Here is a 24,138-nt window from a genome sequence, read left to right as displayed (position 1 = left end):
TGGCTCCTCAGCCACCACCCGTACTTCGTTCGGGCCCCACCGGATGGATGCAGTTATTTTTGAAGAGTTCCGCGCAGCAGACTTTTTCCCGAGTGGGTGGCGTCGCCGTCGTGGGGTTCGTCGCTGACATCGACGAGCCGATACCTGTTCAGGTCGGTGCCCGGCGGCACGGTGAGCACCGCCTCCGCCTTGCCGGGCAGGTTCCCGACAGCCACCATCTTGCCGGGGGTGTCCGGGTCGAGCAGCCACACCTCATGGAACCCCGGGGTCGCCGGAAGGTTGCGTACGTCGATCCGCAGTCTCCCGTCGGACAGGACGCGCACGTCGCCGCCCGCGGCCGGCGGAACCGTCTCCAGTGGAGTCAGCGTCGCCCGTGCCGTCACCCGTTCCACTGCCGGGTCGTCGGTGATCCGGTCGAAGGCGACGGTGCCGGCCACCGCGAGGACGGCCGCCGCGGCCGCCGCGACGAGAGGTGTCCGCCAGCGTGGCCGTGACCTGGGGGACCGCGACCTGCGCTCGGCGATGTCGACGACCGGCGCCGCGGGTGCGGACGGCGCGGCCGTGCCGGCGATTCCAGCCTCGATGGCCTGCCAGAGGTGCTCCGGCGGTGGGGGCAGATCGCGCAGTTCACGAACCTGTGAGCCGATGTCCGCGACGTCACGTAGAGCCTGCATCTCGTGCCGGCAGCCGGCGCAGTGCTCCAGGTGATCGAGTTCGGTCAGCTCCTCGGATTCCTCAGAGAGCGCGAGAAGGACCAGCCGATCGGGATCCAGATGTTGCACCGTCCACCTCCCAACGGCGTCGCAGGTTTGCCATCCCTCGCCGGATGTGACTCTTGACCGTACCTATCGGCAACCCGGTGGCCGCCGCGATCTGCGGATGGGTGAGATCGTCGAAGAACGCCAATTCCAGTGTGCGCCGCTGTTCGTCGGGCAGCCGCCCCAGCTCGTCGGCGACCACCAGCCGGTCGACGATCTTCTCCGGCGACTCCCCGGCCGGCGGCACCGATGGCTGCGCCTGCACGGTTGCGGTCGTCCGTTGCTCGCGTGCCGACGACCTTATCCGGTCCACCACCTTGCGGCGGGCGATGCCGAGCAGCCAGCCCAGTATCGTGCCGCGCTGCGGGTCGTACCCGTCCCGGCCGGTCCAGGCCGCCACGAACGTCGCCTGGGTGACGTCCTCCGCGTCGGCTCGGTTGGCCAGCAGTCGCTGAGCCAGGTGAAGCACGGCCGCGCCGTGCCGGTCGTACGCCTCACGCAATGCCGTCTCGTCGCCGGCGCGCAGGCGCTCGGCGAGCTCGTCGTCGGAACTCATCAACCTCCTTCCCGGTCACAGAGCGGCTCACCACGATCACTTGGAGAGGATCTGATGCGCATTCTGCCCCCGTTCGCGGCGCAGTGGGGCCGGTGCCCACCAGTTCCATTCGCCGAGCAGGCTCATCAGTGCCGGCAGCAGCAGGCCCCGGACGACCGTGACGTCAAGCAGCAGTGCCACGGTCATGGCGAAGCCGATCTCCTTGACCGCGGTCAGTTCGCCCAGCAGGAAGCCCAGGAAAACCACGCCGATGCAGAGGGCCGCGGCGGTGACCACCGGGCCGGACTTCTGGATACCGGCGCGGACCGCCCGGTCGCCGGCGGCCGCGCCGCCGGGCACGCCGCGGGTCAGATCCCACTCCTCCTTGATCCGGGCCAGCAGGAAGACCTCGTAGTCCATCGAGAGGCCGAAGACGAACACGAACAGCAGGACCGGTGTGGTGACGTCGATCGCGCCCCACGAGTCGAAGCCGAGCAGCGTGTCGCCGACGCCCCACTGGAACACGACGACGAGCGTGCCCAGCGTGGCCAGCAGGGTCAGTGCGTTCATCAGCAGCGCTTTGAGCGGGATCACCACCGAGCCGGTCAGCAGGAACAGCAGCACCGCCGTGGACAGCAGCACCACCAGCAGCGCTACGGGGAAGCGGGCGGCCACCGAGTCGCGGTAGTCGACGAGCTCCGCGGCGGCGCCCCCGACCAGCACCGGGAACGGCGGATCCAGGGCGCGGATCGCCTCCACCAGGTCGCGGGCCGGCCGGTCCGAGGTGCCGCCCTCAGGGGTGACGTCGACGACGGCCACCGGTCCGGTGATGTCGGGCCGCGGTTGCACCCGCAGGACGCCGTCGAGCGTGTTGACCGCGTTCAGGAAGTCCCGTACCGGCGCGCCGGCCGGATCGGCGCCGATCACCACGGCGACCGGGTCGGCCTGGCCGCCACCGAAGTCGCGCTGCACCGCTTCCTGCAGCCGGCGGGCCTCGGCCGAGGCCGGTAACGCGCGGGCGTCGGAGTTCTCGAGATCGACCGAGAGCAGGAACGGCAGCGACATCACCAGCAGGCCGGCCGTGACGGCGAGCGCGACCGGACCGGGCCGGGCCTGCGCGAAGGTGGCCAGCCTGAGCAGCAGGCCGGGCCTCAGGGCGGTACGGCGGAACCGGTGCGGCCAGGTCGTCTCGCGGGGTCCGGGAATGCGGTGCCGGGCCACGGCGATGAGCGCGGGTACGAGGGTCAGCCCCGCCGCGGTGGCCAGCACGACCGCGACCGCACCGCCGAGGGCCATCGCGCCGAGCAGCGGTTCGGCGAACGCCGACAGGCCGGACATCGCGGCGGCGACGGCGAGACCGGAGAACAGCACGGTGCGGCCGGCCGTCGCGCTGGTGCGGGCGAGCAGTTCGGCGATCGGGGCACCGGGGTCGGCGTCGCGTTCCTCGCGGAACCGGGACAGCACCAGCAACGCGTAGTCGACGGCGAGTCCGATGCCGAGCAGGGTGACCACGTTGACGGTGAACTCGCTGACCCCGGTGAGCGCGGTCAGTCCGAACAGGCCGAGCAGTGTCACGGTCACGGTGGCCAGCGCGGCGGCGAGCGGGACGGCGCCGGCCACGAATCCGCCGAGGATCAGGGTCAGCACCACCAGCAGTACGACCAGCGCGACCGACTCGCCGAGCGCGGCGTCCGCGACGGCCTGGTCGGCGAACGCACGCTCGGCCAGCTTCTCGCCGCTGACCAGCACCTCGGGAGCGTCGATGCGGTGCAGTGCGTCGGCGACGGCGTCCTCCACCCGTTCGCGCCTGTCGTCCGGCAGGCCCCGCTCCAGCTCGACCCGGATCAGTGAGCGCCGGTTGTCGGCGCCGATCCGGCCGCCCGGAGCGCCGTACAGGTCCTCGACCTCGGTGACGCCGCTCATCCCGCGGATCTCGCCGGTGATCGCCGTGACGTCGGCCACCAGCGCCGGGTCGTACACGTCGCGCCCACCGACGACGGCGACGACCACCGGGCCCTCGGGCTGCAACTCGTCGATCCGCCGCTCCGCGCGCTGTGACTCGGCATCCGGCCGCAGATTGCCGGTGGTGGTGAGCCGGTCGTAGACCTGACCGCCGAGCACCAGGCCGGCGGTGATCAGTACGAGCCAGGTGCCGAGCAGCGGCCATCTCAGGCGGGCACACGTTCGGCCGAGCGCAGCCAACATCATCCGGACATGCAAACACGGCGCCGGTCATCGATCGACGGGCATCGTCCGGACGTACGGCGAGTTCTGGCCGGTCGGTCGCCGGTCGAGGCGGACAGCCGACGCCTCCCGCAACAGCCATCCATTTAGGATTCGACCATTGCCAGGTGTTCCGCGAATGGGGAGAGGGATGCCCGTGCTCCGGCGTGCGTTCAGTGGGGTCGTCGCATTGGTGACGGTCGTCATGTTGTCATCGTTCGTCGGCTCACCGCCCGCGACCGCCGTCGCGCTGCCGAGCGGCTTCCAGGAGCAGATCGTCTTCAGCGGCCTCAGCTCGCCGGTCGACCTGGAGTTCGCGCCGGACGGGCGCATCCTCGTCGCCGAGAAGGGCGGCCGGATCAAGGTGTTCGACGACCTCGCCGACACGACCCCGACCGTGTTCGCCGACCTGTCGGCCAACGTGCACAGCCAGTGGGACCGTGGTCTGCTCGGCATGACGCTGGCCCCCGGCTTCCCGGCCGATCCGTACGTCTACGTGCTGTACACCTACGACGCGCCGCCCGGCCGGACCGCCCCGGTCTGGAACGACGCCTGCACCAACGCCAACGACGGGCGCTGCATCGTCACCGGCCGGCTCTCCCGGCTGCGAGCCGACGGGAACACGATGACCGGCAGCGAACAGGTGCTGCTGCACGACTGGTGCCAGCAGTTCCCGAGCCATTCCGTCGGTGACATCGCGTTCGGCGCCGACGGGATGCTCTACGTCGCCGCCGGTGACGGCGCGAGTTTCAGCGCGGTCGACTACGGCCAGTTCCCGTCCGGGGCGCCCACCAATCCGTGTGCCGACCCGGCCGGCGAGGGCGGGGCACTGCGTGCGCAGGACGTCCGCACCCCGGGCGATCCCACCCAGCTGGACGGCACGCTGCTGCGTCTCGACCCGGCGACCGGCGACGCGGCGGCCGGTAACCCGAACCTCGGCGCCACCGACCCGAACACCCGCCGGATCGTCGCCAACGGCCTGCGCAACCCGTACCGGATCACCATGCGACCGGGCACCAACGAGACCTGGATCTCCGACACCGGGTGGACCACCTGGGAAGAGGTCAACCGGGTGGTCGACCCGACCGCCGGCGTGACGAACTTCGGCTGGCCGTGCTGGGAGGGCAATGCGCGGCAGTCCGGGTACGACAGCGCCAACCTGCCGATCTGCGAAACGCTCTACACCGAGGCGGCCGCCCACACCCAGCCGTTTGTCGCCTGGAACCACTCCGCCAAGCTCGTCGCGGGCGAGGGCTGCCCCACCGGCAGCTCGTCGTCGACCGGTGTGGCGTTCTACCCGGCGGCTGGCGGGCCCTACCCGGCCGCGTACCACGGCGCGGTCTTCTTCGCCGACTACTCGCGCCGGTGCATCTGGGCGTCGCTGCCGTCCACGCCGGGTGCCCTGCCCAGCGCGGCGAACCTGCAGACGTTCGTCTCCGACGCCGCGAGCCCGGTCGACCTGGAGGTCGGTCCGGGTGGGGAGCTCTACTACGCCGACCTGGGCGGCACCATCCGGCGGGTGCGTTACTACCCCGGCAACCAGCCGCCGACCGCGGTCATCGACGCGTCGCCGACCCAGGGCCCGGCCCCGCTGACCGTGACGTTCAACGGCACGGGATCCACCGACCCGGATCCGGCGGACGAGGGGCGCCTGCGGTACGCCTGGGACTTCACCGGTGACGGCGTGACCGACTCGACGTCGCCGACGGCGGCCTTCACGTACGACACGGCCGGCTCGTACACCGCGCGGCTCACCGTGACCGACACGCTGAATGCCGCCCACACCAGCACGATCCCTATCACGCCCGGCAACGAGGCGCCGACCGCGGTGATCGACACGCCGGTGGTGGGCCGGACGTGGAAGGTCGGCGACTCGATCGCCTTCACCGGCCACGCCACCGATCCCCAGGAGGGCGCCCTGCCCGCGTCCCGCCTGAACTGGGACCTGGTCATGCACCACTGCTCCGCCCCGGACAACTGCCATGAACACGCGATCCGCAGCTGGACGGGGGCGGCCTCCGGATCGTTCGAGGCGCCCGACCACGAGTTCCCGTCCTATCTGGAGCTCAAGCTCGTGGCGACCGACCAGGAGGGGCTCGAGCACACCGTGACGCGCCGGCTCGACCCGGACACGGTCGACCTGACCTTCAACACGGTGCCGTCCGGGCTCCAGCTCGCCGTCGGACCGGTGTCCGGCATCACGCCGTTCACCCGTACGGTGATCCAGGGCTCGACCAACTCGGTGTCCGCGCCGTCACCGCAGGGCGCGTCGACGTTCACGTCGTGGTCCGACGACGGGGCGCAGACCCACATCGTCACCGCGCCCACGGCGGCCACCACGTACACCGCGACCTACGCGACCGCCCCGGCGCCGCAACGGATCGGTCACACCCAGGCCGGCGCGCTGCTTGATGCCGGCGACATCAACCACATGAACGGCTCGCGGTTCGTCACCGGGACCGGTCCGGCGACCGTCACGTCGATGTCGGTGTACATGAAGGGGGTGCAGGCGGCCCCGAACAATCAGTACCAGCTTGCCGTCTACGCCGACGCGAACGGATCGCCCGGGGCCCGGGTGGCCACCAGTACTTCGGGCACGCTGACGGCCAACTCGTGGAACACCCGGCCGATCGCCGCGACGCTGGCGCCGAACACCCCGTACTGGCTGATGTACAACACCAACGGCGACAACAACCTGAGCTATGACGCCGGGGCCGCCAACCAGGGCGCGTGGAGCGCAGCCACCCCGTTCGGCACCTGGCCGGCCACGTTCGGCACGTCCAGCCGGTGGAACGCGAAGTTCTCCATCTACGCGACCACCGGCGCGGACACCACCGCGCCGGCGGTGACCTCCACGACCCCGGCCGCCGGTGCCACCGGGGTGGCCCCGAACGCGCCGATCTCCGTGCGGTTCAGCGAGGGACTGGCGGCGGGCACCGTCACCGCGGCGAACCTGGAACTGCGCGGTCCCGGCGGCACGCTTGTCAACCGGACCGTCACCTATGACGCGGCCGGTCAGGCGGCCACGATCACGCCTTCGGCGGCGCTTGCCCCTTCGACGCAGTACACGGTTACAGTCCGGACGGGCGTGACCGACGCGGCGGGCAACGCGCTCGCGGCCGGTCACCAGTTCTCGTTCACCACGGCCGGCCCGAGCGCTCCGCGGTTCGGATACGACCAGGTAGGTGGCTCGCTGGACGCCGGCGACATGAACTTCATGAACGGGTCGCGGTTCGTGAACGGCGCCGGCGCGCTGACGGTGAGCCAGGTGTCGGTCTACCTGCGGACGGTCCAGGCCGCGCCGGGCAACCAGTACCAGGTGGCGATCTACACCGACGCGAACGGTTCACCCGGCACGCTTGTGGCGTCGAGTACGTCCGGCACGCTGACCGCCGACTCGTGGAACAGCCGGCCGGTCACCGCCACGCTGGCGCCGAACACGGCGTACTGGCTCATGTACAACACCAACGGTGACAACAACATGAGCTACGACACCGGCAGCGCCAGCCAGGGGGCATGGAGTCAGGCACGCCCGTTCGGAACCTGGCCGTCGTCGTTCGGCACGGCCTCCCGCTGGACCGCGAAGTTCTCGATCTACGCCTCGTGACGGAGGGTCCCGGCCCGCGCCCATCCGAGATGAGGGCGGGCCGGGCCGGAGTCAGCGGCGGTACGTGCGCTTGGTGCTGTACGCGACGTTGCCGGCGTGGTCGTACGCCCGCAGTTGCATGGTGAACTTCTTGCCGTACTTCTTCGGGTTCAGAGCCAGCCGGTAGGCGGCCTTCCGGTCGGTGGCCACCACCTTGCCGTTGATCAGCATCTCGACCCGGTTGATGCCGACGGTGTCCGACGCGGCGGCGGAGATCGTCACCGTCTTGCTCAGCTTGCTGTTGTTCGCCGGCCCGCCGGAGATGCGTACCGCCGGTTTGCGGTTGTCGACGCGGACCTTCCGGACCGTCTCCGAGATGTTGTTCAGCGAGTCACGGACGCGGACCGTCATCGTGACCGTGCCGTCCTTCGCGGTGGTGCTCCAGCGCAGCGAGGCGCCGCCGCCGCTCGGGAAGGCGTTCACGCTGCTGGTCAGCTTGCCATTGATCAGCAGTTCGGCGCCGGCGATCCCGCTGCGGTCGGTCGCCTCCACCCGGAGCGTGCCGCCCGCGCGGATGTGACCGTCGGTCGACGGGAAGCGCACCTTGACGGACGGGCCGGAGAAGTCGGGGGCGGTGCGGTCCTTCTCGTACACGGTGACCGTGCCCGCGCCGGACTTCTTGATCGTCACCATCTGGGCGGGGGCGGGGCGGCCGCTGGTGTCCACCCCGGACAGCAGGTACGAGCCCGGCGGCAGCAGGTTCGCGTCGGCCGGCATCTTCGCGGTGACGGTGGTGCCGTTCTGGGTGTACGACAGCGGCACCCGCCGCTGGTCGGTGTTGTACGAATGGGTGACACTGCTCGCCCGGATCAGCGACAGCGACGCGAGCTTGCGGTTGTCGGCGAGCCCGAGCGACACCGTGCCGCCGTACGTCAGCGAGCCGCTGATGCCGGTGATCTGCGGCCGGTTCGCCCAGCGCACCCGTCCGTCGGAGCCCTTGGTGAACAGGTACGGCGGGTAGTAGATCTCGGCGTTGAAGTTGTTCTCCGGTGCCGGCACGCCGCCACCAGCGGTCAGCACGGAACCGCTCGGCATGAGCAGCGCGGCCGAGTGGTAACTGCGGATCCGTTTGGCCGTGGCGGCGTTGCGCCACTTGCCGGTGCCCGCGTTCCAGATCTCCGAGTCGTACGTGGAGTTGGCCGCGCCCGGCTGGGTGCCGACCCGGGTGCCGCCGTTGGCGAACACCTCACCGTTGGGCAGGACCGTCAGGTTGAGCCAGTTCCGGGCGAGCCGCATCGAACTGGTCGCGGTGACCGCCGGTTCGGCGCCGTTGATGTCGACGAGGGTGGCCCGTTCGGTGGCGACCTCGCTGCTGCCGTTGTTGTGCTGGCCGCCGCCGGCGAACAGCAGCTTGCCGGGGGCGTACATGACCGAGGAGCCGGAGACGCCGATCGGTGCGGGCAGCGTGCCCAGCGAGGTGACCTTGCCGTCGCCGTCCGGGTCTAGTCTCCACATCTGGTCGTAGGAGACGCCGAAGACCTTGCCGTCCGGTGCGTTGTACGCCCGCGGGTACCACCAGCGGTTGTCCTTGGCGCCGAACGCCACCGTGCTGTCCGCCCCGGTCAGCTGCTTCCAGTCGCCGGTGCCGGTGCCGATCTCCGGGACGGTGGCGACGGTGGTGTTGTCGTCGGGCTTCAGGTAGGCGTCGACGTTGTAGGAGTTGCCGCCGCCGAGGGTCAGCATCCGATCGTCGGGCAGGCGCAGCACGGAGGCGTACCACCGCTGGCGGCTCAGCTGGGCGCCCATGGTCTGCTCGCCGGTGGCCGGGTCGTAGATCATGGCGTCGCTGACGGAGTTGCCGCCGACCATCAGCAGCCGGCCGTCCGGCAGCCGTTCCAGGGAGTTGCAGAACGCGTCGTACTGGTGCATGGACGCCGTCACCCCGTGCGCACCGGCGTCGACGCCGGCGGCCGGGTTCCAGTCGTCGTAGGAGAAGCCGGCCTGCTTGGCGACGCCCGGCGGCGTCCCGTAGCTGACCACGTGACCGTTGGGCAGCAGCACCATGTGGATGCCGATCATGGGCCACGCGATCTGGGGCGAGTACATGCCGGTGAGATGCGCGTTCGCGCCGGGGACGATCTTGGCGAAGTACGGGTCGGCGGGCTGGTTCAGGGCGACCCGGCTGCTGCCGACGGTAACCTGGGCGGCGGGGGAGGGGGCGAGGGCACGTGCCACCGTGTGGTGGTGCTCCGGCGCGGACCTGTTCTCCGCGGACAGGGCGGTGCCCACCGACAGCGCCATTCCACCGGCCACGGTGGCCGCGACGGTGGCACCCGCCAGCAGCCGGTGCCGGTGGCGCGAAATCCCACGAACCATTCCCGCTCCTGTTCACGCAGCTTGGTGGGGCGTCGGCGGGACTGTCGTGAGGCGAATGCTCAGAGGTGCCGGCCGATCGCGAGCTCCAGCACCATACATCGATTCGATGGGCCGCGATCTCCGCTGTATCGGCGATGTTGCGCAGGTTGCCCTCGCGGCCGGATTGAGACACTTTGCACAATCACCGTCGGCAATACACCGATCCGCCCCCTCGGTACGTCTCGATATCGGGCGTACGTCGATGCCTGTCGCGTCCGGGAGGGAGAGGTGCCATGCCGGAGTCTCCAGTCGGTCACGGACAGCGATGGACGCAGTGGATGCGGTGGACGCGGGTGATGGTGTCGCGGCTCGGGGTGCCTCGGGCGGTGGCCTGGTTCCGACGCCGGCCCCGGTGGTGCCGCCGGACCCTGGCCGGACTGGTCGCGGCCCAGCTGGCGCTGGTGCTCGCTGCCGCGGGTTACGTCGTGACCATCGATCTGCCGCCGGATCCGGCGCCACCGCAGGCCTCGGTGTTGTATTACCGCGACGGCCGGACGGTTCTCGCCCGGATCGGCCTCACCGACCGCACCGACGTGACCCTGGACCGGGTGCCACTCGGTGTCCGGCAGGCGTTCCTGGCGGCCGAGGACCGGGGGTTCTACGACCACGGCGGCGTCTCGGTGCGCGGCCTGGCGCGGGCGCTGTGGTCGAACGTGGTGAGCGACAGCGGGCAGGGCGCCTCGACGATCACCCAGCAGTACGTGCGTAACGCCTACCTGACCCAGGAGCGGACGGTCAGCCGCAAGGCCAGGGAAGCGGCGCTCGCGCTGAAGGTCGAGCACCGGTTCAGCAAGGACGAGATCCTCGAGCGGTACCTCAACACGATCTATTTCGGCCGCGGCGCCTACGGCATCGAGGCCGCGGCACACGCCTTCTTCGGGGTGTCGGTCGAGCGGCTGACGGCCTATCAGGGTGCCGTGCTCGCCGCGATGGTCAAGGACCCGACCAGGGGCGACCCGGCCGTCGATCCGAAATGGACCAAGGATCGCTGGCAATGGATCCTGCGGGCGATGAGCGAGGCGGACTGGCTGCCGGACGGGGCGGCCGACCAGGTGCCCTACCCGGCCGTCGCCGGGGAGTCGGTCACCGCGGCCGCGATCGACGGTCCGATCGGTCTCGTCACCGACCGGGTCGAGGACGAGCTGGTGGCCGCCGGCATCACCCGCCAGCAGATCCGGACCGGCGGCCTGACCATCACGACCACGCTCGACGCCACCGCGCAGCAGGCGGCCACCGCGAGCATCGGCAAGGCGTTGAAGGGCCAGCCGGCGGAGTTGCGGCCGGCCCTGGTGGCCCTCGACCCGCACGACGGCGGGGTCCGGGCGTACTACGGCGGTGATCGTGGCCGCGGCTTCTTCGACGACGCCCTGGCGCCCCGGCCACCCGCTTCCACGTTCAAGCCGCTGGTGCTGGCTGCGGCCGAGGAACGTGGCATCGGCTTCCAGTCGTACTACAACGGCACCTCGCCGCGGATCTTCGCCGACCGGGGCGGCGCGCCGCTCTACAACCAGGACAACCTGCAGTGCCCGGTCTGCCCGCTTGATCTCGCGATGGTGCACTCGCTGAACACGCCGTTCTACGCCCTGGCCGAGCGGGTCGGACCGGACCGGGTGCGTGACCTGGCGCGGCGTCTGGGCGTGCCGGAGAAGTACGGCGACCAGGTCACCATGGTCGACGTCAAGGGCGAGCCGGCGCCCGGTGAGACCCGTGCCGACATCGCCATCGGCAGGTACGCGGTCGCCCCTGCCGATCTGGCGAGCGTCTACGCCACGCTCGCCGGTGGCGGTGCGCGCGCGGATCGGCACTTCGTGGTGTCGGCCACCGCACCCGGCGGCGGGGTCCTGCACCGGTTCGCGAAGAAGCCGGTCCGGGTGCTCGACGCGGGCGTGGCGGCCGACATGGGCGCCGTGTTGTCGCAGGTGGTGGCCGAGGAGGGACGGGTGCCGGGTGTCGCCGCGGCGGCGAAGACCGGTTCCCAGCAGTACGGCAACACGACCGACTCCTCCGACGCGTGGACCGCCGGGTGGGCCTCGGGACTCGCCGCGGTCGTCTGGGTGGGCCGCGACAAGCCCGGGCCGATCCGCACGAGGAACGGCCGGGCCATCAACGGCGACGGCATGCCGTACGACATCTTCCGGAATTTCCTCGCCGGAGCGTTCGCCGGACGCAAGGCCGAGCCGCTGCCGCCGGCCTCGTTCGTGGGCCGGCATGAGGCGGGCGACCTGGAGACGCTCGAGGGCGACGTCAAGATGAGGGCCGGCCTGATCTATCCGGGACCGCAGAAGGGTGATCTGGTCGACCGGTCGCTGGCCGTCGGCTCCTGGCCGGAACGGGTGTCCCGGCTGAACGACGCCCTGCAGAAGTTCACCTCGGCCGGGCTGGACTTCTCGGTCTCCCTCGTCGATCACAAGACCGGCAATCGGTACGACTACCGGGGCGACCGTGCGTTCGAGACGGCCAGTGTGGTGAAACTGCAACTGCTTGCCGCGCTCCTGCTGCAAGCGCAGGACGAGAACCGTGCGCTGACCGGCGCCGAACGTAAACGGGTCCGCAAGATGATTCTGGCCAGCGACAACGCCGCCGCCGTCAAGGTGTATGCCGAGGTCGGGGGCGCGAAGGGGCTGCGGCAGAAACTGGGGCGTCTCGGCCTCGGCGACACCGAACCGGATCCTAGGTTCGGCCTGACCACCACCACGGCGAAGGACCAGACCCGGGCGGTGTCCGCGCTGACCTCCCCCGGCGGCCCGCTGAACACCGACTCCAAGGCGCTGATCCTGCAACTCATGTCGTCGGTCAACGCAGATCAGACCTGGGGCATCAGCGCCGCCTCGTTCGAGGGCGAGCAGACCGCGCAGAAGAACGGCTGGATGACGCGGTCCAGCGAGGGCAACCGGTGGATCGTCAACAGCACCGGGCGGATCAGCGGCGAGAAGACCGACGTGGCGCTGTCCGTCCTGTCGCACGGTCACAGGAGCAGGCAGGAGGGCATCGCGGCCGTCGAGCGGATCGCTGCCACCACCCGCAGCCATCTGGGCTGGTGACGTCTCAGCTGAACGAAAGCGGCCACGGAGCCCCCGCCGGGGTACCGTGGCCGCCTCGCGTGCCGGGTGTTACTTCGTGAAGGTGAAGTACTGGTACGGCGTCCAGGTGCTGCTGTTCATGCTGTCACCGGAGCTGCCCTTCACGTACGCCGTCCGGATCCGGAACTTGGCGCCGGTCAGGCCGGTGCCCGGCAAAAACAGGATGTCGGTCGCGTCGAAGTAGCGACCGTCCCAGTTCTTCCACTTGCCGTTGGTGTAACGCTGGACCTGGACGTAGACGAGCCGCTGCGAGCCGCTGTTCATCTCGTTGGTGAACCAGGCGACCGAGTTGGTGCGGTAGAACCGGTACTTGAGGCTGCCGATCTTGGCGGTCTTGTAGTGCCTCGACAGGTGCAGCTTGAGGTACGCCTTCGTGCCGACGTTCGTGTACACGGTCCGCGGAGCGGTCCGGGCGTCACCGGTGAACACCGCGGACACCGTGGTGTTGCGGGTCAGCCTGACGCTGGCCGAGACATATCCCGACTTGCTCACGGTGGCGCGCTTGACCAGCCGCCGGGCCTGGTCGGCGCCCGCCGGGTCGGCCCAGATCTCCACGACCCGGTTCTTGTAGGTGGTGCCGAGTTTCGCGGTGAAGGACACCGTCTGGCCGTACGCATAAGTCTTGCCGTTGTTGTTGATCGCCAGGGCTGGAGCGGTCCGGGAGACCGCGACCGCCTTGCTGGCCGACGCCGGGGTGTGCGTGAGGTCGCCGGCGTAGGAGACCCGGTAGGTGACCGTGCCACCGGCCGTCGGGGTGTCGACGACGGAGAACGTGCCGTTGGCGGCGACCGTCCTGGTGCCCAGCGACCTGCCGGACGGGTACTCCAGGTCGACACGGGTGACCGACACCTTGCTGCCGGCGGACAGCGTCAGCGGCGAGGCCAGCTTGCCGGTGATGGTGAGCGGCTTCCCCCGGGTCGCCGAGGCCGGCCCGGCGAGCGTCATCGTGGACGCCGTCCGGGAGACCACGATCGACGTCATCGTGGCGACCGGCTGGTGGATGGTGGAACCCGCGTAGGACACCTCGTAGGCCCAGGTGCCCTCACCGGGCGGGGTGTCGGTGAAGCCGAACGTGCCGTCGGCCGCGACCGTGGCGGTGCCCAGTGGCGTGCCGGCGCGGGACATCACGACCGTGGTGCCGGTGGCCAGCGGGACGCGGGAGGTCAGCGTGCCGGTGATGGTGACCGGCGCGCCCGGGATCGCCGCCGACGGACCGGACAGCGTCAGGTCCGGCGTGGCCTTGCCGATCCAGGCCGATACCGGCTGAACGGCCGGGGCATGGTAGACGTCACCGGCGTAGGAGACCTGGTACTGCACCGAGCCTTCGGTCGCCGGGTTGTCGGTTAGGGAGAACGTGCCGTCGGCCGCGACCGTGGCGTCGGCGAGCGGCGAGCCGGCGCGGGACACCGCGACCGTGGTGCCGGCGGGTAGTCCGGCCGGAGACGTCAGCGTGCCGCTGAGGGTGACCGGCGCACCGGGGACGTTGTCCGGCGAACTGGTGACGGCCAGCCGGGTGGGTGCCTGCTTGGTGTTCGTCCAGGTGCGCAGCACGAGGGCGTTCGAGCCGCTGGTGGCGACGGTGAAGAGCCGGTTGCCGTTCGGCTCCCAGGCCGTGCCGTGCCGCGAGATCTGGCCGATGTCGGGGAGGTTGAACTCCTGGATCAGGGTGCCGTCCGCGGCGAAGGTGTACCCGTCGAAGCTGTCGTAGTAGGACGAGATGCCACCGGCGATGGTGCCGTCGGCCGCGATGTCCACGGCGGCCGGATACGAGTCGGTCCGCAGAATCCGCGCGCTGGCCACGTCAGCGGCCTCGCGCACGGTGATCCCGTTGTCACCCGGGTAGACCGTGGCGATCCGGCTGCCGTCCGCGGAGATGGACATGTCGGTGACGTCCTGGTTGGTCAGCACGGAGCCGACCGGTGTGGCGGTGTCACCGGAGACATCGACGATGGCGGTCATGCCGAGGGACGCGACGCCCAGCCGGTTCGGTGCGGCGGACGCGGTCTCGAGTTCCGCGACGCCGGTCCAGCCAGTGGCGAACCGGTCCAGCAGAACGGTCGGGGTCTCGGTGCTCGTGTCGATCGTGCCGAGGTTGCCGGGGATGCCGTTCTGGTAGGAGAACCAGAGCCGGTCGCTGGTGACGGCGATGTCCTTCGGCTCGACGGCGCCGGTGGAGTACTCGTTGTTCTTCGCCAGGGTGGTCGTGTCGAGCGCGACGACGGCCTTGCCCTTCGGCGAGGTCACGTAGAGCTGCGACGAGTCGGCGGACAGGGCCAGATGGCTCGCGTCGGTCACCGTCGCGCTGCCGAGTTCATTACCGCTGTAGTCGGTCGCGACGACCTTGCCGCCGGTCGGGTCGCTCAGGAAGACCCGCTCATGCACACCGTCGACGAGGATGTCGCCGACCGACGTGATGGAGAGGCTCTTGCTGGAGTCGGCGGAGGCCGGGAGGGCGGTGCCGATCGTCAGTCCGGTGGTGCCGGTCAGCACGGCTATCGCGGCCGCGCCGATCCTTCTTGTACCCATGTTTCCCCCGTGGATGGGGACGCTGCGAACGCGTCGAGTTTCGAGCGCGACGCTACATCGAAGATCACCTACAAGGGATCATGCGAAAGGACGAGTCGGGCCCGCCTCGTCGTGACGGTCCAGTCACCACGCAGCGCCAATTCGGAGCGTGACCAGCGTGCGCCGATCCTTCCGGGGGAAGCCGGATGGCGGGGCCGGAGCCCCGCCATCGTCGTCGATCGGATCAGAAGCCGGCGCTCACCCTGGTGAACGCCCAGTCGGCCTGGGCGATGCCGGAGCAGTCGCTGACCACACCGCCACCCGCGCAGCCACGGTCCCGGTTGACCGCCCAGAAGGTGAAGCGGGCCAGGCCCTTGCTCTTGGCGTAGTCCCGGATCCGGGTCCACGTCTCGACCGTCGTGAGCTCCTGCTGGTCGGAGAGCCCGTTCATGCCGGACAGACCGATCCGCGAGTACGCCTGGGCGTCGGTCCAGCCGAACGTGGTCTTCAGGACGTTCTTCAGACCCTCGGTGGCGCCGACGTTCGCGGCGTACATGTCAGCGTGCCCGCCGAAGTCGAACGGCATCTGGGCGAAGATGTCGATGTTCGCGTTCTTCGCCTTGGCCTGCTGGATCAACCGGACGCCGTGCGCGTTCGGGCCGGTCGGCGTGGTGCCGAAGGTGAGGATCGTCTTCACGTTCGGGTTGCGCTGCTTGACGATCTTCAGCGCGTCAACGATCCGGTCCGCCACCACATAGTTCTCGAACTCGTCGGTGTTCTCGATGTCGATGTCGATCGCCTTGAGCTGGAAGGTGTCGATCACCTTCTGGTACGCGCCGGCGAGCGCCTCGGGCGTCGAGCAGTTCGGGCCGAGCTTGTTGCCGCTCCAGCCACCGATCGACGGGACCACGTCGGCTCCGGCCGCCCGGATCGCCGCGATGGTGCTGGCGTGCGCGCCGCCGGTCAGCCCGGACGAGCCGTCCCAGGCCGGGTTGCAGCCGTTGCTGGCCAGCACGAACGCGATGGTGAACGCCTTGATACCGGTCGCCTGCACGATGGTGGCCGGCGCCGGCGGGTTGCCCCAGCCGGGGTAGAGGTACGGCGCCGCCGCCATCTTGGTGCCGGTGGCGGGCGGGGGCGTGGTCGGGCCGGTCGGCGGCGGGGTGGTCGGGTCGGTTCCGCCGCCTCCGCACACGCCGTTGTCGGCCCAGACCGCCCACTGGCTGCTGTTGGTGGCCGGCGACTCGTTCTGCGTCCACCACTTGGCGGTGTAGTTGTGGCCGTTCTGCGAGGCCACGTTGTCCTTGACGTAGACCGAGGACGCGCTCCACGCCGGTGCGCAGGCGACGGCCGCGCTGGAGGTGGCCATCGGCAGGATCGCGGCGGCCGCGCCGACCGCTGCGACCGAGGCCACGAGGGCGATTCTTCTGGTGAGTCTCATGAGCATTCCCGTCAGGGGAGAGTGGCGAGGTGGGGGTCGACGGTGTTGGCCCAGGCGTTGCCGTTGGTCACGTCCCAGTTGATCGACCAGGTCATCGCGCCGCGGATGCCCGGGTACGTGGCCGGCGGCTTGAAAGTGCCGCAGTTGGTGCCCTTGGCCAGGCAGTCGAGGGCGGCGTTCACCACCGAGGGGGCGACGTATCCGCCACCGGCCGCGCGGGTGCTGGACGGCAGGCCGAGGGCGATCTGGTCGGGGCGCAGGCCGTTCTGCAGCGGGATGCAGGCGAGCGCGGTCAGGAAGTTGATGCTGCCCTGGCCGTACGCCGCGTTGTTGTCGCACCCGAGCATCGCGCCGGAGTTGTAGTACTGGGTGAAGACGACGGTGAGGATGTCCTTGATGTCGAGCGCGAGCTTGAAGTACGAGGACGCCGGGTTCTGCATGTCGATGGTCTGCGGCGCCATCGTGATGATCAGGCTGCTGCCGACCTTGGCCCGGAGGCTGCGCAGCGCCTGCGCCATGTAGGTCGGGTTGAGCCCGTTCTCCAGGTCGATGTCCACGCCGTCGAAACCGTAGTTCCGGATCAGCGTGTACACCGAGTCGGCGAACGCGGTGGCGGCGGCCGGGCTGTTGACGGCGACCGTGCCCTTTTCGCCGCCGACCGAGATGATCACCTTCTTGCCGCGCTGGTGCAGCGTGGCGATGTCCGCCTTGAACTGGGCGTCGGTGTAACCGCCGACCGCGGTGGCCAGGCCCGGGTCGAGGTTGAAGGTGACCGCGCCAGGCGTGCTGGTGGCGTCGGCGAAGGCGACCGCGATCAGGTCGTAGGTGGCCGGGACGGCGGCGAGCTTGAGCGCGGCGGCGCCGTTGTCGAAGTTCTGCCAGTAACCGGTGAGGAAGTGCTTCGGCAGCGTGCCGTTGGAGGGCGGCGTGGTCGTCGGGGGCGTCGTGGTGGGGGGAGTGGTCGTCGGCGGCGTGGTGGTGGGCGGTGTGGTGGTGGGCGGTGTGGTCGGCGTGGTGCCGCCCTCACAGACGCCGTTGTCGGCCCACACGTCCCACTGGCCACTGCGGACCGCCGGCGCCTCGTTCTGGGTCCACCACTTGGCGGTGTAGTTGTGGCCGTTCTGCGAGGCCACGTTGCCCTTGACGTAGACCGCGGACGCGCTCCAGGCGGGAGCGCAGGCGGTGGCCGCCGACGCGTTCCCCGCGAAGTAGGTGGCCGCACCGCCGGCGGCAAGCGCCATGACCGTGGCAAGTATTACCGATCTGGAGCGCTTCATCGCAGTCCTTCCATGGATGACCTGGGGGTGCACTAATCTTTAGGACTGTTAACAGTCGATGTAAAGAGTGTGGACCTTAAACTTCCTAAAATCTCGGAGCGGCTGTATCCGCTGGTAGGCCCGCTGAGGGGTCGCTCATAGCCGATAAAAATGTTTACCCGCGTCGTTGGTCGCGACGTAAAGACATCGATGTATATCGTTTTGTTCTGGTACGGTGCGCCCTGGTTGCTCTGCAACAACGATGAACGGGGATAACAGATGTCAACACGCATGACAAGGCGGGCGGCGACAGTGGCACTGATGGCGGCCGGCTTCGCCGGAGTCCAGCTGGTGTCGGCCGGTGCCGCGGCTGCCGACCCGATCACCACCCTGGCCACGCCGACCTGCTCGAAGTCGGTCACCTACCAGGGCGCTCTGGTGCCGGCCGCGTCCAACGGCTCGGTCACCTGCAACATGGTCCGCGGCAACGTCAGCGACGGCGTGCTGCGGCTCCAGGACACGATGAACGACTGCTACCGCACCGCCCTCACCCGGGTGCGGGTCTACCCGCTGTCCGTCGACGGGAACTTCGGCGGCAACACCGAGAAGGCGCTGCGGGAGGTGCAGCGTGTCGCCGGCACCGGGATCGACGGCCAGTACGGCCCCAACACCCGCAAGGCGATGCTGCACGTCGACCCGAACTTCGGTGACCCCTGCCGGCGCGTCAGCTAGTTCTGGGCACGTAGGCACTCAGGGTGCCCTCGTTCGCCTGGTAGACGACCCCGCCGGTCACGACCAGGTCGCCGGTGAAGGTTGAGCCTCCGGCGACCACCGTGCCCTTCGTGGCGTCCAGCACGACGGCCTCCGCGTAGACCAGCCCGCCCGCAACGAGCGGCTGGTACGCGGAGGCCTTCAGCTTCCGGTTCCACAACTGCTTGCCGGTACGCGCGTCGAGCGCCGTGACGGTCCGGTTGCTCGACCGGTAGACCCGGGCGCCGTCGGCCGCGATCCAGTTGTTCTCGACGTCCTCGGCCGGCGGCGCGGTCCATCGGACCCGCCCGTCCTTGACACCGACCGCGGCCAGCCGGTCGGAGCCGTCCCTGCCGTAGAACACGTCCCCGGCGGGCGACGCGGCGTCGGCGGCCAGATGGCGCTTCACCGTCCACCGGACGGCACCACCGGTGATGTCGAGCGCGGCCGCAACACCGGTGCGGATGCCCTCGTCATCGGTGGTGAAGGCGGCCACCACGCCGTTGGCGGAGACGCCGCCGGTGTTCCGGTTCGGCGCCTGCCACAGCTGTTTGCCGTCGCGTACCCGGTAGGCGACGGTCAGCGTATCCCCGTAGACGCCGTCGGTCTCGGACACCAGGGCCACACCCTTGTCCACCGCGAAATTCCCCATCACCGGGGTACGGACGGCCCAGCGCCGTCTCCCGGTGGCGGCATCGAGAGCGATCAGCTGACTGTTCGGGTCACTGACCGAGCCGCAGTCGCGGTAACCGGCGATGAGCAGGCCGTCCGCCACAGCCAGCCGGGGCCGGGTGCCGTCCCCGAAAGCGTCCCAGTCGAACGCCCACTGCTGGGCTCCGGTCGTGATCGAGCGAGCCGAGATCCCGGCCTGGTCGCCGACGAAGATGCGTCCACCGGACACGACCGGCGGGCTGAACTCGGAGCAGGTGTCCGCTCGGCGCAGCTTGACCGACCACTTCCTGGTGAGCCGCCCGGCGGTGGCCGCCGTGACGGTGGTCTCGCGCGGGTTGAACCAGCTGTCCTCCGCGTCGTAGCCGATGTGGTCCCAGAGGGGCGGCGACGGGGCGGCGGTGGCCGGCGTGACCGCCGCGCCGGCGGCCAGGACGAGGAACGAGAACACCACGGCTGAGGTACGGGCCAGAACGCGCACGCACGTAACTTATGCGGGCGGCAATCCCGAAACCGACTAATCGCCTAAATACCCGATTCGGCGCGGCGAAACGACTTGCCGCACGGTGTCTACACTGTGCCTTTTGCTGAACGACAGGGTGGTAGATGGCAGTGGGTCCGGCGGTGCGCCCTCCGGTTCGGCGCCGGTGGACAGCCGTCGCGTGGGCGCTGGCGGCGGTCGTCGCGACGCTCCAGGCGTGGGGCGGGCTCCGGCGCTCACCCGGTGACCGGCTCTCCGATCTGCAGGTCTATCTCGGCGCTGTCGCGGACCTCTGGCGCGGCGGGACCCTCTACGACTTCGCCGCTCAGAACGGGGCCGCGCCCTTCACGTACCCACCGTTCGCGGGTCTCGTCCTCGCGCCCCTGCATCCGATCCCGTTCGCGGTCCTGGCGCCGCTCTGGGGGATCTGCACCTTCGCGGTCGTGGCGGCCCTGGCGTGGGCGGTGGCCGGCCGGTCGGAGATCCGCCGGTTCGATCGGCGCCTGCTGGCACCGCTGCTCGCGATCGCGCTGTTCGCCTCCGCACCGATCTCCAGCAACTTCAGGTTCGGGCAGGTCAGCGTATTCCTGGTGGCTCTCGTCGCAGTGGACGCGCTCGCGGTGGTACCGGAACGATGGCGTGGAGTCGCGACCGGTGTCGCCGGCGCGATCAAGCTGACCCCGATGATCTTCGTGCCGTACTACTGGTTCTCGGGTCAGCGCCGCACGGCGATCGTCTCGACGATCACCTTCCTCTGCGGTACGGCCCTCGCCTGGCTGATCCTGCCGTCCGACTCGGTGCGGTTCTGGTTCACCGAGATCTGGAACGTCAACCGGGTGGGCCACATCGCCACCGGCGGCAACCAGTCGCTGAACGGCGCTCTGCTGCGCGCCGAGGTGCCCGAGTCCGCGCGCGCCGCGATCGCCGGGATTCTCGGGATCATCGTGGTGGCCGTGGCCCTCTATCGGGCCTCACTGGCGTACCGGCAGGGCCGTCCGCTGCTCGCCGCCGTGATCGTCGGCGCCGCCGGGCTGGTCTTCTCCCCGGTCTCCTGGACCCACCACCAGGTGTGGCTGGTGCTGGCCGTGCTGGTGGCGGCCGGAGCAGGCCCGCGGGCACGGTTCGTCTGGATCGCGGTGGTGCTGGCGATCATGATCCTGCCGGTGACGTCCCACGGAGCCCGCCTGCCCGGTGCCGAGTTAGTCCTGGGCAACGCCCGGCTCTGGCTGGCGCTCGCGCTCGCCGTCTGCCTGCCCGTCCTGCGGCCGGCCGGCACCACGCCCGGGATCCGCCGCCGGACGGCGGCAGCGGACCCCGAGCGGCCCCCTCAGGCGTAGGTGTACGTCGCCCGGTGGTCGAGCACGCTGGCCGGGGTGACACCCGGCCACGGCTGCATGGCCTCGTTCAGGTCGACGACACCGGAGGTGCCGGCCGCCGGCAGGTAGCGGCCGGAGTCGAAGCCCCAGCGTGTCTGCCAGCGCGACCAGAGGCGGTCGATGTTGCAGTGGTGCAGCCAGAACACCGGGTCGTTGGGGGAGTCCTGCTGACCCATGTGCCCGCCGACCCAGACGTGGGCCCGGTTGTGCAGGTTCGGCGACTGCCAGCCCTCCATCCGGTTGCGCATGCCACCGGTGGCCGAGCTGTTCCACGGAGCCGCGTCGTACGCCGAGACACCGAGCACCGAGTCGACCTGCGCGGTGGTCGGCAGGGTGCCGCTGCCCATGGCGCGCCGCAGCGACGTCGAGGAGGACGGGCTCACGTTGATCCGCCAGTTCGTTGCACCGGCGAACGGGCCGGTGGTGACCGGACCGTTGCCCCCGGAGCCGTTGCCGCCCATGAGGTCGGCGGTGAACGGCACACCGGTCACGGTCCGGTCCGTGGTCCAGTCCCAGTACGGCAGGTTCACGGCCGGGTCGACGGACTGGAGCGCCCTCTCGAACTCGATCAGGTACTGCCGGTGCCAGGGCAGGAACGACGGGGACTGGTGGGCGTACCGGATCCCGCCGACGGCGGCGAAGAAGTTGATGTGGGTGGTGACGAACCAGTCGTAGTTGCGGCCGGTCGTCCGGGTCTTCAGCGCCTTCACGGCGGCCACGAAGGCCGCCTTCTCTGCGCTGGTCAGGTCGCGTGCGTTCTTACGGATGCCCATGCCTCACCGCCCGTGCTCGTGGGCCACGCCGGCCATCGGGGTCAGTTCGGTGTCACCGAGGACGTCGACCGCCCGCTTGGTGAGTTTGAGGAGTCCGGTCCGGTTGCGGCCGGTGTCGATCAGAACCGGCTCGTAGTGGTTGATCGCGCTGATGAACCCGACCGTCACGCCGCCTCCGGCGGCCGGCAGTTCGATCTCCATGACGGCAAGCTTGCGGTCGTTGATGAACACCTCGTGCGACCGGTTCCGGTTCCGGCCGAGCGACTGGATCTCCTGCGCACCGACGTGCACGCCACGGATGCGCTTGCCCCGGTATTCGATTTCGAAGTCGCGCGGGTCCGCCCCGGCGGCCGGATTGGCCATAATCTGGGCGCCGGCGAATCCGCTTGCAACGGCCGCGGTGGCGGCGCTGTAGCGGAGCACTGCGCGTCTATTGACGACGGTGGATGGCGTCATCTTGCGACTCCCCGAAGAATTGTTTCTTAACACCTTTTGGGCAGCTCGGAGCGGGTATTCGACCGGTCCGGCGCAACTGAACATACATGAGTGGCGCAACGTTGTACGGAATGGTGTCGTAGGCCATAGATAGGCGTTCTTAATGCCTTAACGATTGTTTAATCAGCGGCATAATTCGCCGCTCGAAACCGTCATAAGCCGCATTGGCCCCGAGGGGTCGTTCCGTGTAGGGATGAAAAAGGTGTTATCGACGGTTCCGGAACCCGTCCCCATTGACTGACGGCAGTCGAACTACAAACACTGTTTCCAGTACATCCCTCTCCCCCAGGAGGTTCCCCATGCGTGGGTTACGCACTCTGCTTGGTGCCGCCGTCGTGGCGGTCACCCTGGCCGGCGCCCTGACCGTGGCATCGAGCGGTGACACGGCGGACGCCGCGATCGGCCCGGTGACCTGGTCCGACGAGTTCAACGGAGCGTCCGGCGCCGCGATCGACGGTTCCAAGTGGAACTTCGACGTCGGCGGTGGCGGCTTCGGCAACAGCGAGCTGCAGTACTACACCAACTCCACCAACAACGTCCGGCAGGACGGCCAGGGCCACCTGGCGATCACCGCCCGCAAGGAGAACCCGGCCGGCTACCAGTGCTGGTACGGCTCGTGCCAGTACACGTCCGGCCGGATCCTCACCTCGGGCAAGTTCACCCAGCGCTACGGCCGGTTCGAGGCCAGCATCAAGGTGCCGAGAGGTCAGGGCATCTGGCCGGCGTTCTGGATGCTCGGCGACAACCTGGGCAGCGTCGGCTGGCCGCAGTCCGGCGAGATCGACATCATGGAGAACGTCGGCAAGGAGCCGAACAAGCTCTACGGCACGATCCACGGCCCCGGCTACTCCGGCGGCAGCGCGATCGGCGGCAACCGGACCTTCTCCGCGCCGCTGGGGGACGCCTTCCACTCGTACGCGGTGGAATGGTCCCCGAACCTGATCGTCTGGTACGTCGACGGCAGTGAGTACTTCCGCGTCACCCCGGCCTCACTCGGCGGCCGTCAGTGGGTCTTCGACCACCCGTTCTTCCTGATCCTGAACGTGGCGGTCGGCGGCAACTGGCCGGGCAGCCCGGACGCCTCCACGTCGTTCCCGCAGACCATGCTGGTCGACTGGGTGCGCGTCTCGGCCTGGAACGACTCCACCACCCCGCCGCCGGCCACCACTGGCAACGCGCTGAAGAGCAACTTCAACGCCAAGTGCATCGACATCCCGGGCGCGAACCCGGTCGACGGTGCGCGGCTGCAGATGTGGGACTGCAACGGCAGTGCCGCTCAGAAGTGGACGTTCAACAGCGACGGCACCCTGCGTGCGATGGGCAAGTGCATGGACCCGGCCGGTGGTGCGCTGACCAACGGCACCCCGATCCAGCTGGTCACCTGCAACGGCAACCCGGTGCAGCGGTTCACCCTCTCCGCAGCCGGTGACCTGGTGAACGTCTCGGCCAACAAGTGTGTCGACATCGCCGGCTTGAACAGCGCCAACGGCGCCCCGCTCCACCTGTGGGACTGCGTCGGCGCCGCCAACCAGAAGTGGACCAGGGCCTGAGTTTCACACCCGCGTGGTGACTTGCGGTCGAATCCGCACCGCAGGTCACCACGCATCCTGGACCCAGAACAAAGCGTGGTGACTCGCGGTCGAATCCAGACCGCGGGTCACCACGCTTGGTGTTAGGGGGCGAGGTGCTGTCTCGCGGATCACGCACCGGTTCGCCGTGGCGGGACATGCCCGAGCCCGCCGGCCACCCGCGTTCGACCCGATTGGGTACCGCCGCCGTAAGCAGGCCGAACGCG

At 69.6% G+C, this 24,138-nt stretch carries 15 protein-coding genes; 5 read left to right on the top strand and 10 right to left on the bottom strand.

The window, feature by feature from the left end; translation table 11 throughout:
* Window positions 1-53: 53 nt before the first annotated feature.
* The 3 genes from AB0G04_RS40120 to AB0G04_RS40110 are packed head-to-tail and all read right to left on the bottom strand — an operon-like array spanning window position 54 to window position 3,501.
* Window positions 54-782: an anti-sigma factor gene (locus AB0G04_RS40120; RefSeq protein ID WP_360994605.1), complete on the bottom strand. Its 729-nt coding sequence runs from the start codon at window positions 780-782 to the stop codon at window positions 54-56.
* On the bottom strand, window positions 736-1,314 hold the full coding sequence (locus tag AB0G04_RS40115; protein WP_360994602.1) for a sigma-70 family RNA polymerase sigma factor: 579 nt from the start codon (window positions 1,312-1,314) through the stop codon (window positions 736-738). The genes AB0G04_RS40120 and AB0G04_RS40115 overlap by 47 nt, the downstream gene beginning before the upstream one ends.
* 36 nt (window positions 1,315-1,350) lie before the next feature.
* Window positions 1,351-3,501, bottom strand: a complete 2,151-nt coding sequence (locus tag AB0G04_RS40110; RefSeq protein ID WP_360994599.1) for an MMPL family transporter — start codon at window positions 3,499-3,501, stop codon at window positions 1,351-1,353.
* Between the two features lie 166 nt (window positions 3,502-3,667).
* Between AB0G04_RS40110 and AB0G04_RS40105 the strand changes: the two genes are divergently transcribed.
* On the top strand, window positions 3,668-7,123 hold the full coding sequence (locus AB0G04_RS40105) for a PQQ-dependent sugar dehydrogenase (protein WP_360994596.1): 3,456 nt from the start codon (window positions 3,668-3,670) through the stop codon (window positions 7,121-7,123).
* Window positions 7,124-7,174: 51 nt separating this feature from the next.
* Here the strand turns inward: AB0G04_RS40105 and AB0G04_RS40100 are convergent, their stop codons facing one another.
* On the bottom strand, window positions 7,175-9,478 hold the full coding sequence (locus AB0G04_RS40100; RefSeq protein WP_360994593.1) for a galactose oxidase-like domain-containing protein: 2,304 nt from the start codon (window positions 9,476-9,478) through the stop codon (window positions 7,175-7,177).
* 272 nt (window positions 9,479-9,750) lie between these two features.
* Between AB0G04_RS40100 and AB0G04_RS40095 the strand changes: the two genes are divergently transcribed.
* Window positions 9,751-12,558: a transglycosylase domain-containing protein gene (locus tag AB0G04_RS40095; RefSeq protein ID WP_360994590.1), complete on the top strand. Its 2,808-nt coding sequence runs from the start codon at window positions 9,751-9,753 to the stop codon at window positions 12,556-12,558.
* Window positions 12,559-12,627: 69 nt separating this feature from the next.
* Here the strand turns inward: AB0G04_RS40095 and AB0G04_RS40090 are convergent, their stop codons facing one another.
* The 3 genes from AB0G04_RS40090 to AB0G04_RS40080 form a co-directional block, all read right to left on the bottom strand.
* Complete coding sequence (locus AB0G04_RS40090; protein WP_360994588.1) at window positions 12,628-15,123, bottom strand: hypothetical protein; 2,496 nt, start codon at window positions 15,121-15,123, stop codon at window positions 12,628-12,630.
* Window positions 15,124-15,346: 223 nt separating this feature from the next.
* Window positions 15,347-16,543, bottom strand: a complete 1,197-nt coding sequence (locus AB0G04_RS40085) for a glycosyl hydrolase family 18 protein (protein WP_360994585.1) — start codon at window positions 16,541-16,543, stop codon at window positions 15,347-15,349.
* An 11-nt stretch (window positions 16,544-16,554) separates the two neighbouring features.
* A complete protein-coding gene (locus AB0G04_RS40080; RefSeq protein WP_360994582.1) occupies window positions 16,555-17,820 on the bottom strand; it encodes a glycosyl hydrolase family 18 protein in 1,266 nt (421 codons plus the stop codon).
* A 258-nt stretch (window positions 17,821-18,078) separates the two neighbouring features.
* On the opposite strand from AB0G04_RS40080, the gene AB0G04_RS40075 reads away from it, so the two are divergent.
* Window positions 18,079-18,531, top strand: a complete 453-nt coding sequence (locus AB0G04_RS40075; RefSeq protein WP_360994579.1) for a peptidoglycan-binding domain-containing protein — start codon at window positions 18,079-18,081, stop codon at window positions 18,529-18,531.
* Here the strand turns inward: AB0G04_RS40075 and AB0G04_RS40070 are convergent.
* On the bottom strand, window positions 18,524-19,699 hold the full coding sequence (locus AB0G04_RS40070) for a PQQ-binding-like beta-propeller repeat protein (protein WP_360994576.1): 1,176 nt from the start codon (window positions 19,697-19,699) through the stop codon (window positions 18,524-18,526). The two genes, AB0G04_RS40075 and AB0G04_RS40070, sit on opposite strands and share 8 nt — an antisense overlap.
* A gap of 143 nt (window positions 19,700-19,842) precedes the next feature.
* Between AB0G04_RS40070 and AB0G04_RS40065 the strand changes: the two genes are divergently transcribed.
* The gene (locus AB0G04_RS40065) at window positions 19,843-21,036 is read left to right on the top strand and encodes a glycosyltransferase 87 family protein (RefSeq protein WP_360994573.1); all 1,194 of its coding nucleotides are present in this window, start codon (window positions 19,843-19,845) and stop codon (window positions 21,034-21,036) included.
* Here AB0G04_RS40065 and AB0G04_RS40060 read toward each other — a convergent pair.
* On the bottom strand, window positions 21,027-21,848 hold the full coding sequence (locus AB0G04_RS40060; RefSeq protein WP_360994570.1) for a tyrosinase family protein: 822 nt from the start codon (window positions 21,846-21,848) through the stop codon (window positions 21,027-21,029). The two genes, AB0G04_RS40065 and AB0G04_RS40060, sit on opposite strands and share 10 nt — an antisense overlap.
* A 3-nt stretch (window positions 21,849-21,851) precedes the next feature.
* Window positions 21,852-22,304 (bottom strand): tyrosinase family oxidase copper chaperone, encoded by a 453-nt coding sequence (locus AB0G04_RS40055; protein ID WP_360994568.1) that lies wholly within the window; start codon window positions 22,302-22,304, stop codon window positions 21,852-21,854.
* A 338-nt stretch (window positions 22,305-22,642) separates the two neighbouring features.
* Between AB0G04_RS40055 and AB0G04_RS40050 the strand changes: the two genes are divergently transcribed.
* Complete coding sequence (locus tag AB0G04_RS40050) at window positions 22,643-23,893, top strand: family 16 glycosylhydrolase (protein WP_360994565.1); 1,251 nt, start codon at window positions 22,643-22,645, stop codon at window positions 23,891-23,893.
* Window positions 23,894-24,138 lie beyond the last annotated feature (245 nt).

Source organism: Actinoplanes sp. NPDC023801, from assembly GCF_040639655.1.
Taxonomy (GTDB): Bacteria; Actinomycetota; Actinomycetes; order Mycobacteriales; family Micromonosporaceae; genus Actinoplanes.
This window is presented reverse-complemented; position numbering and strand designations above follow the sequence as displayed.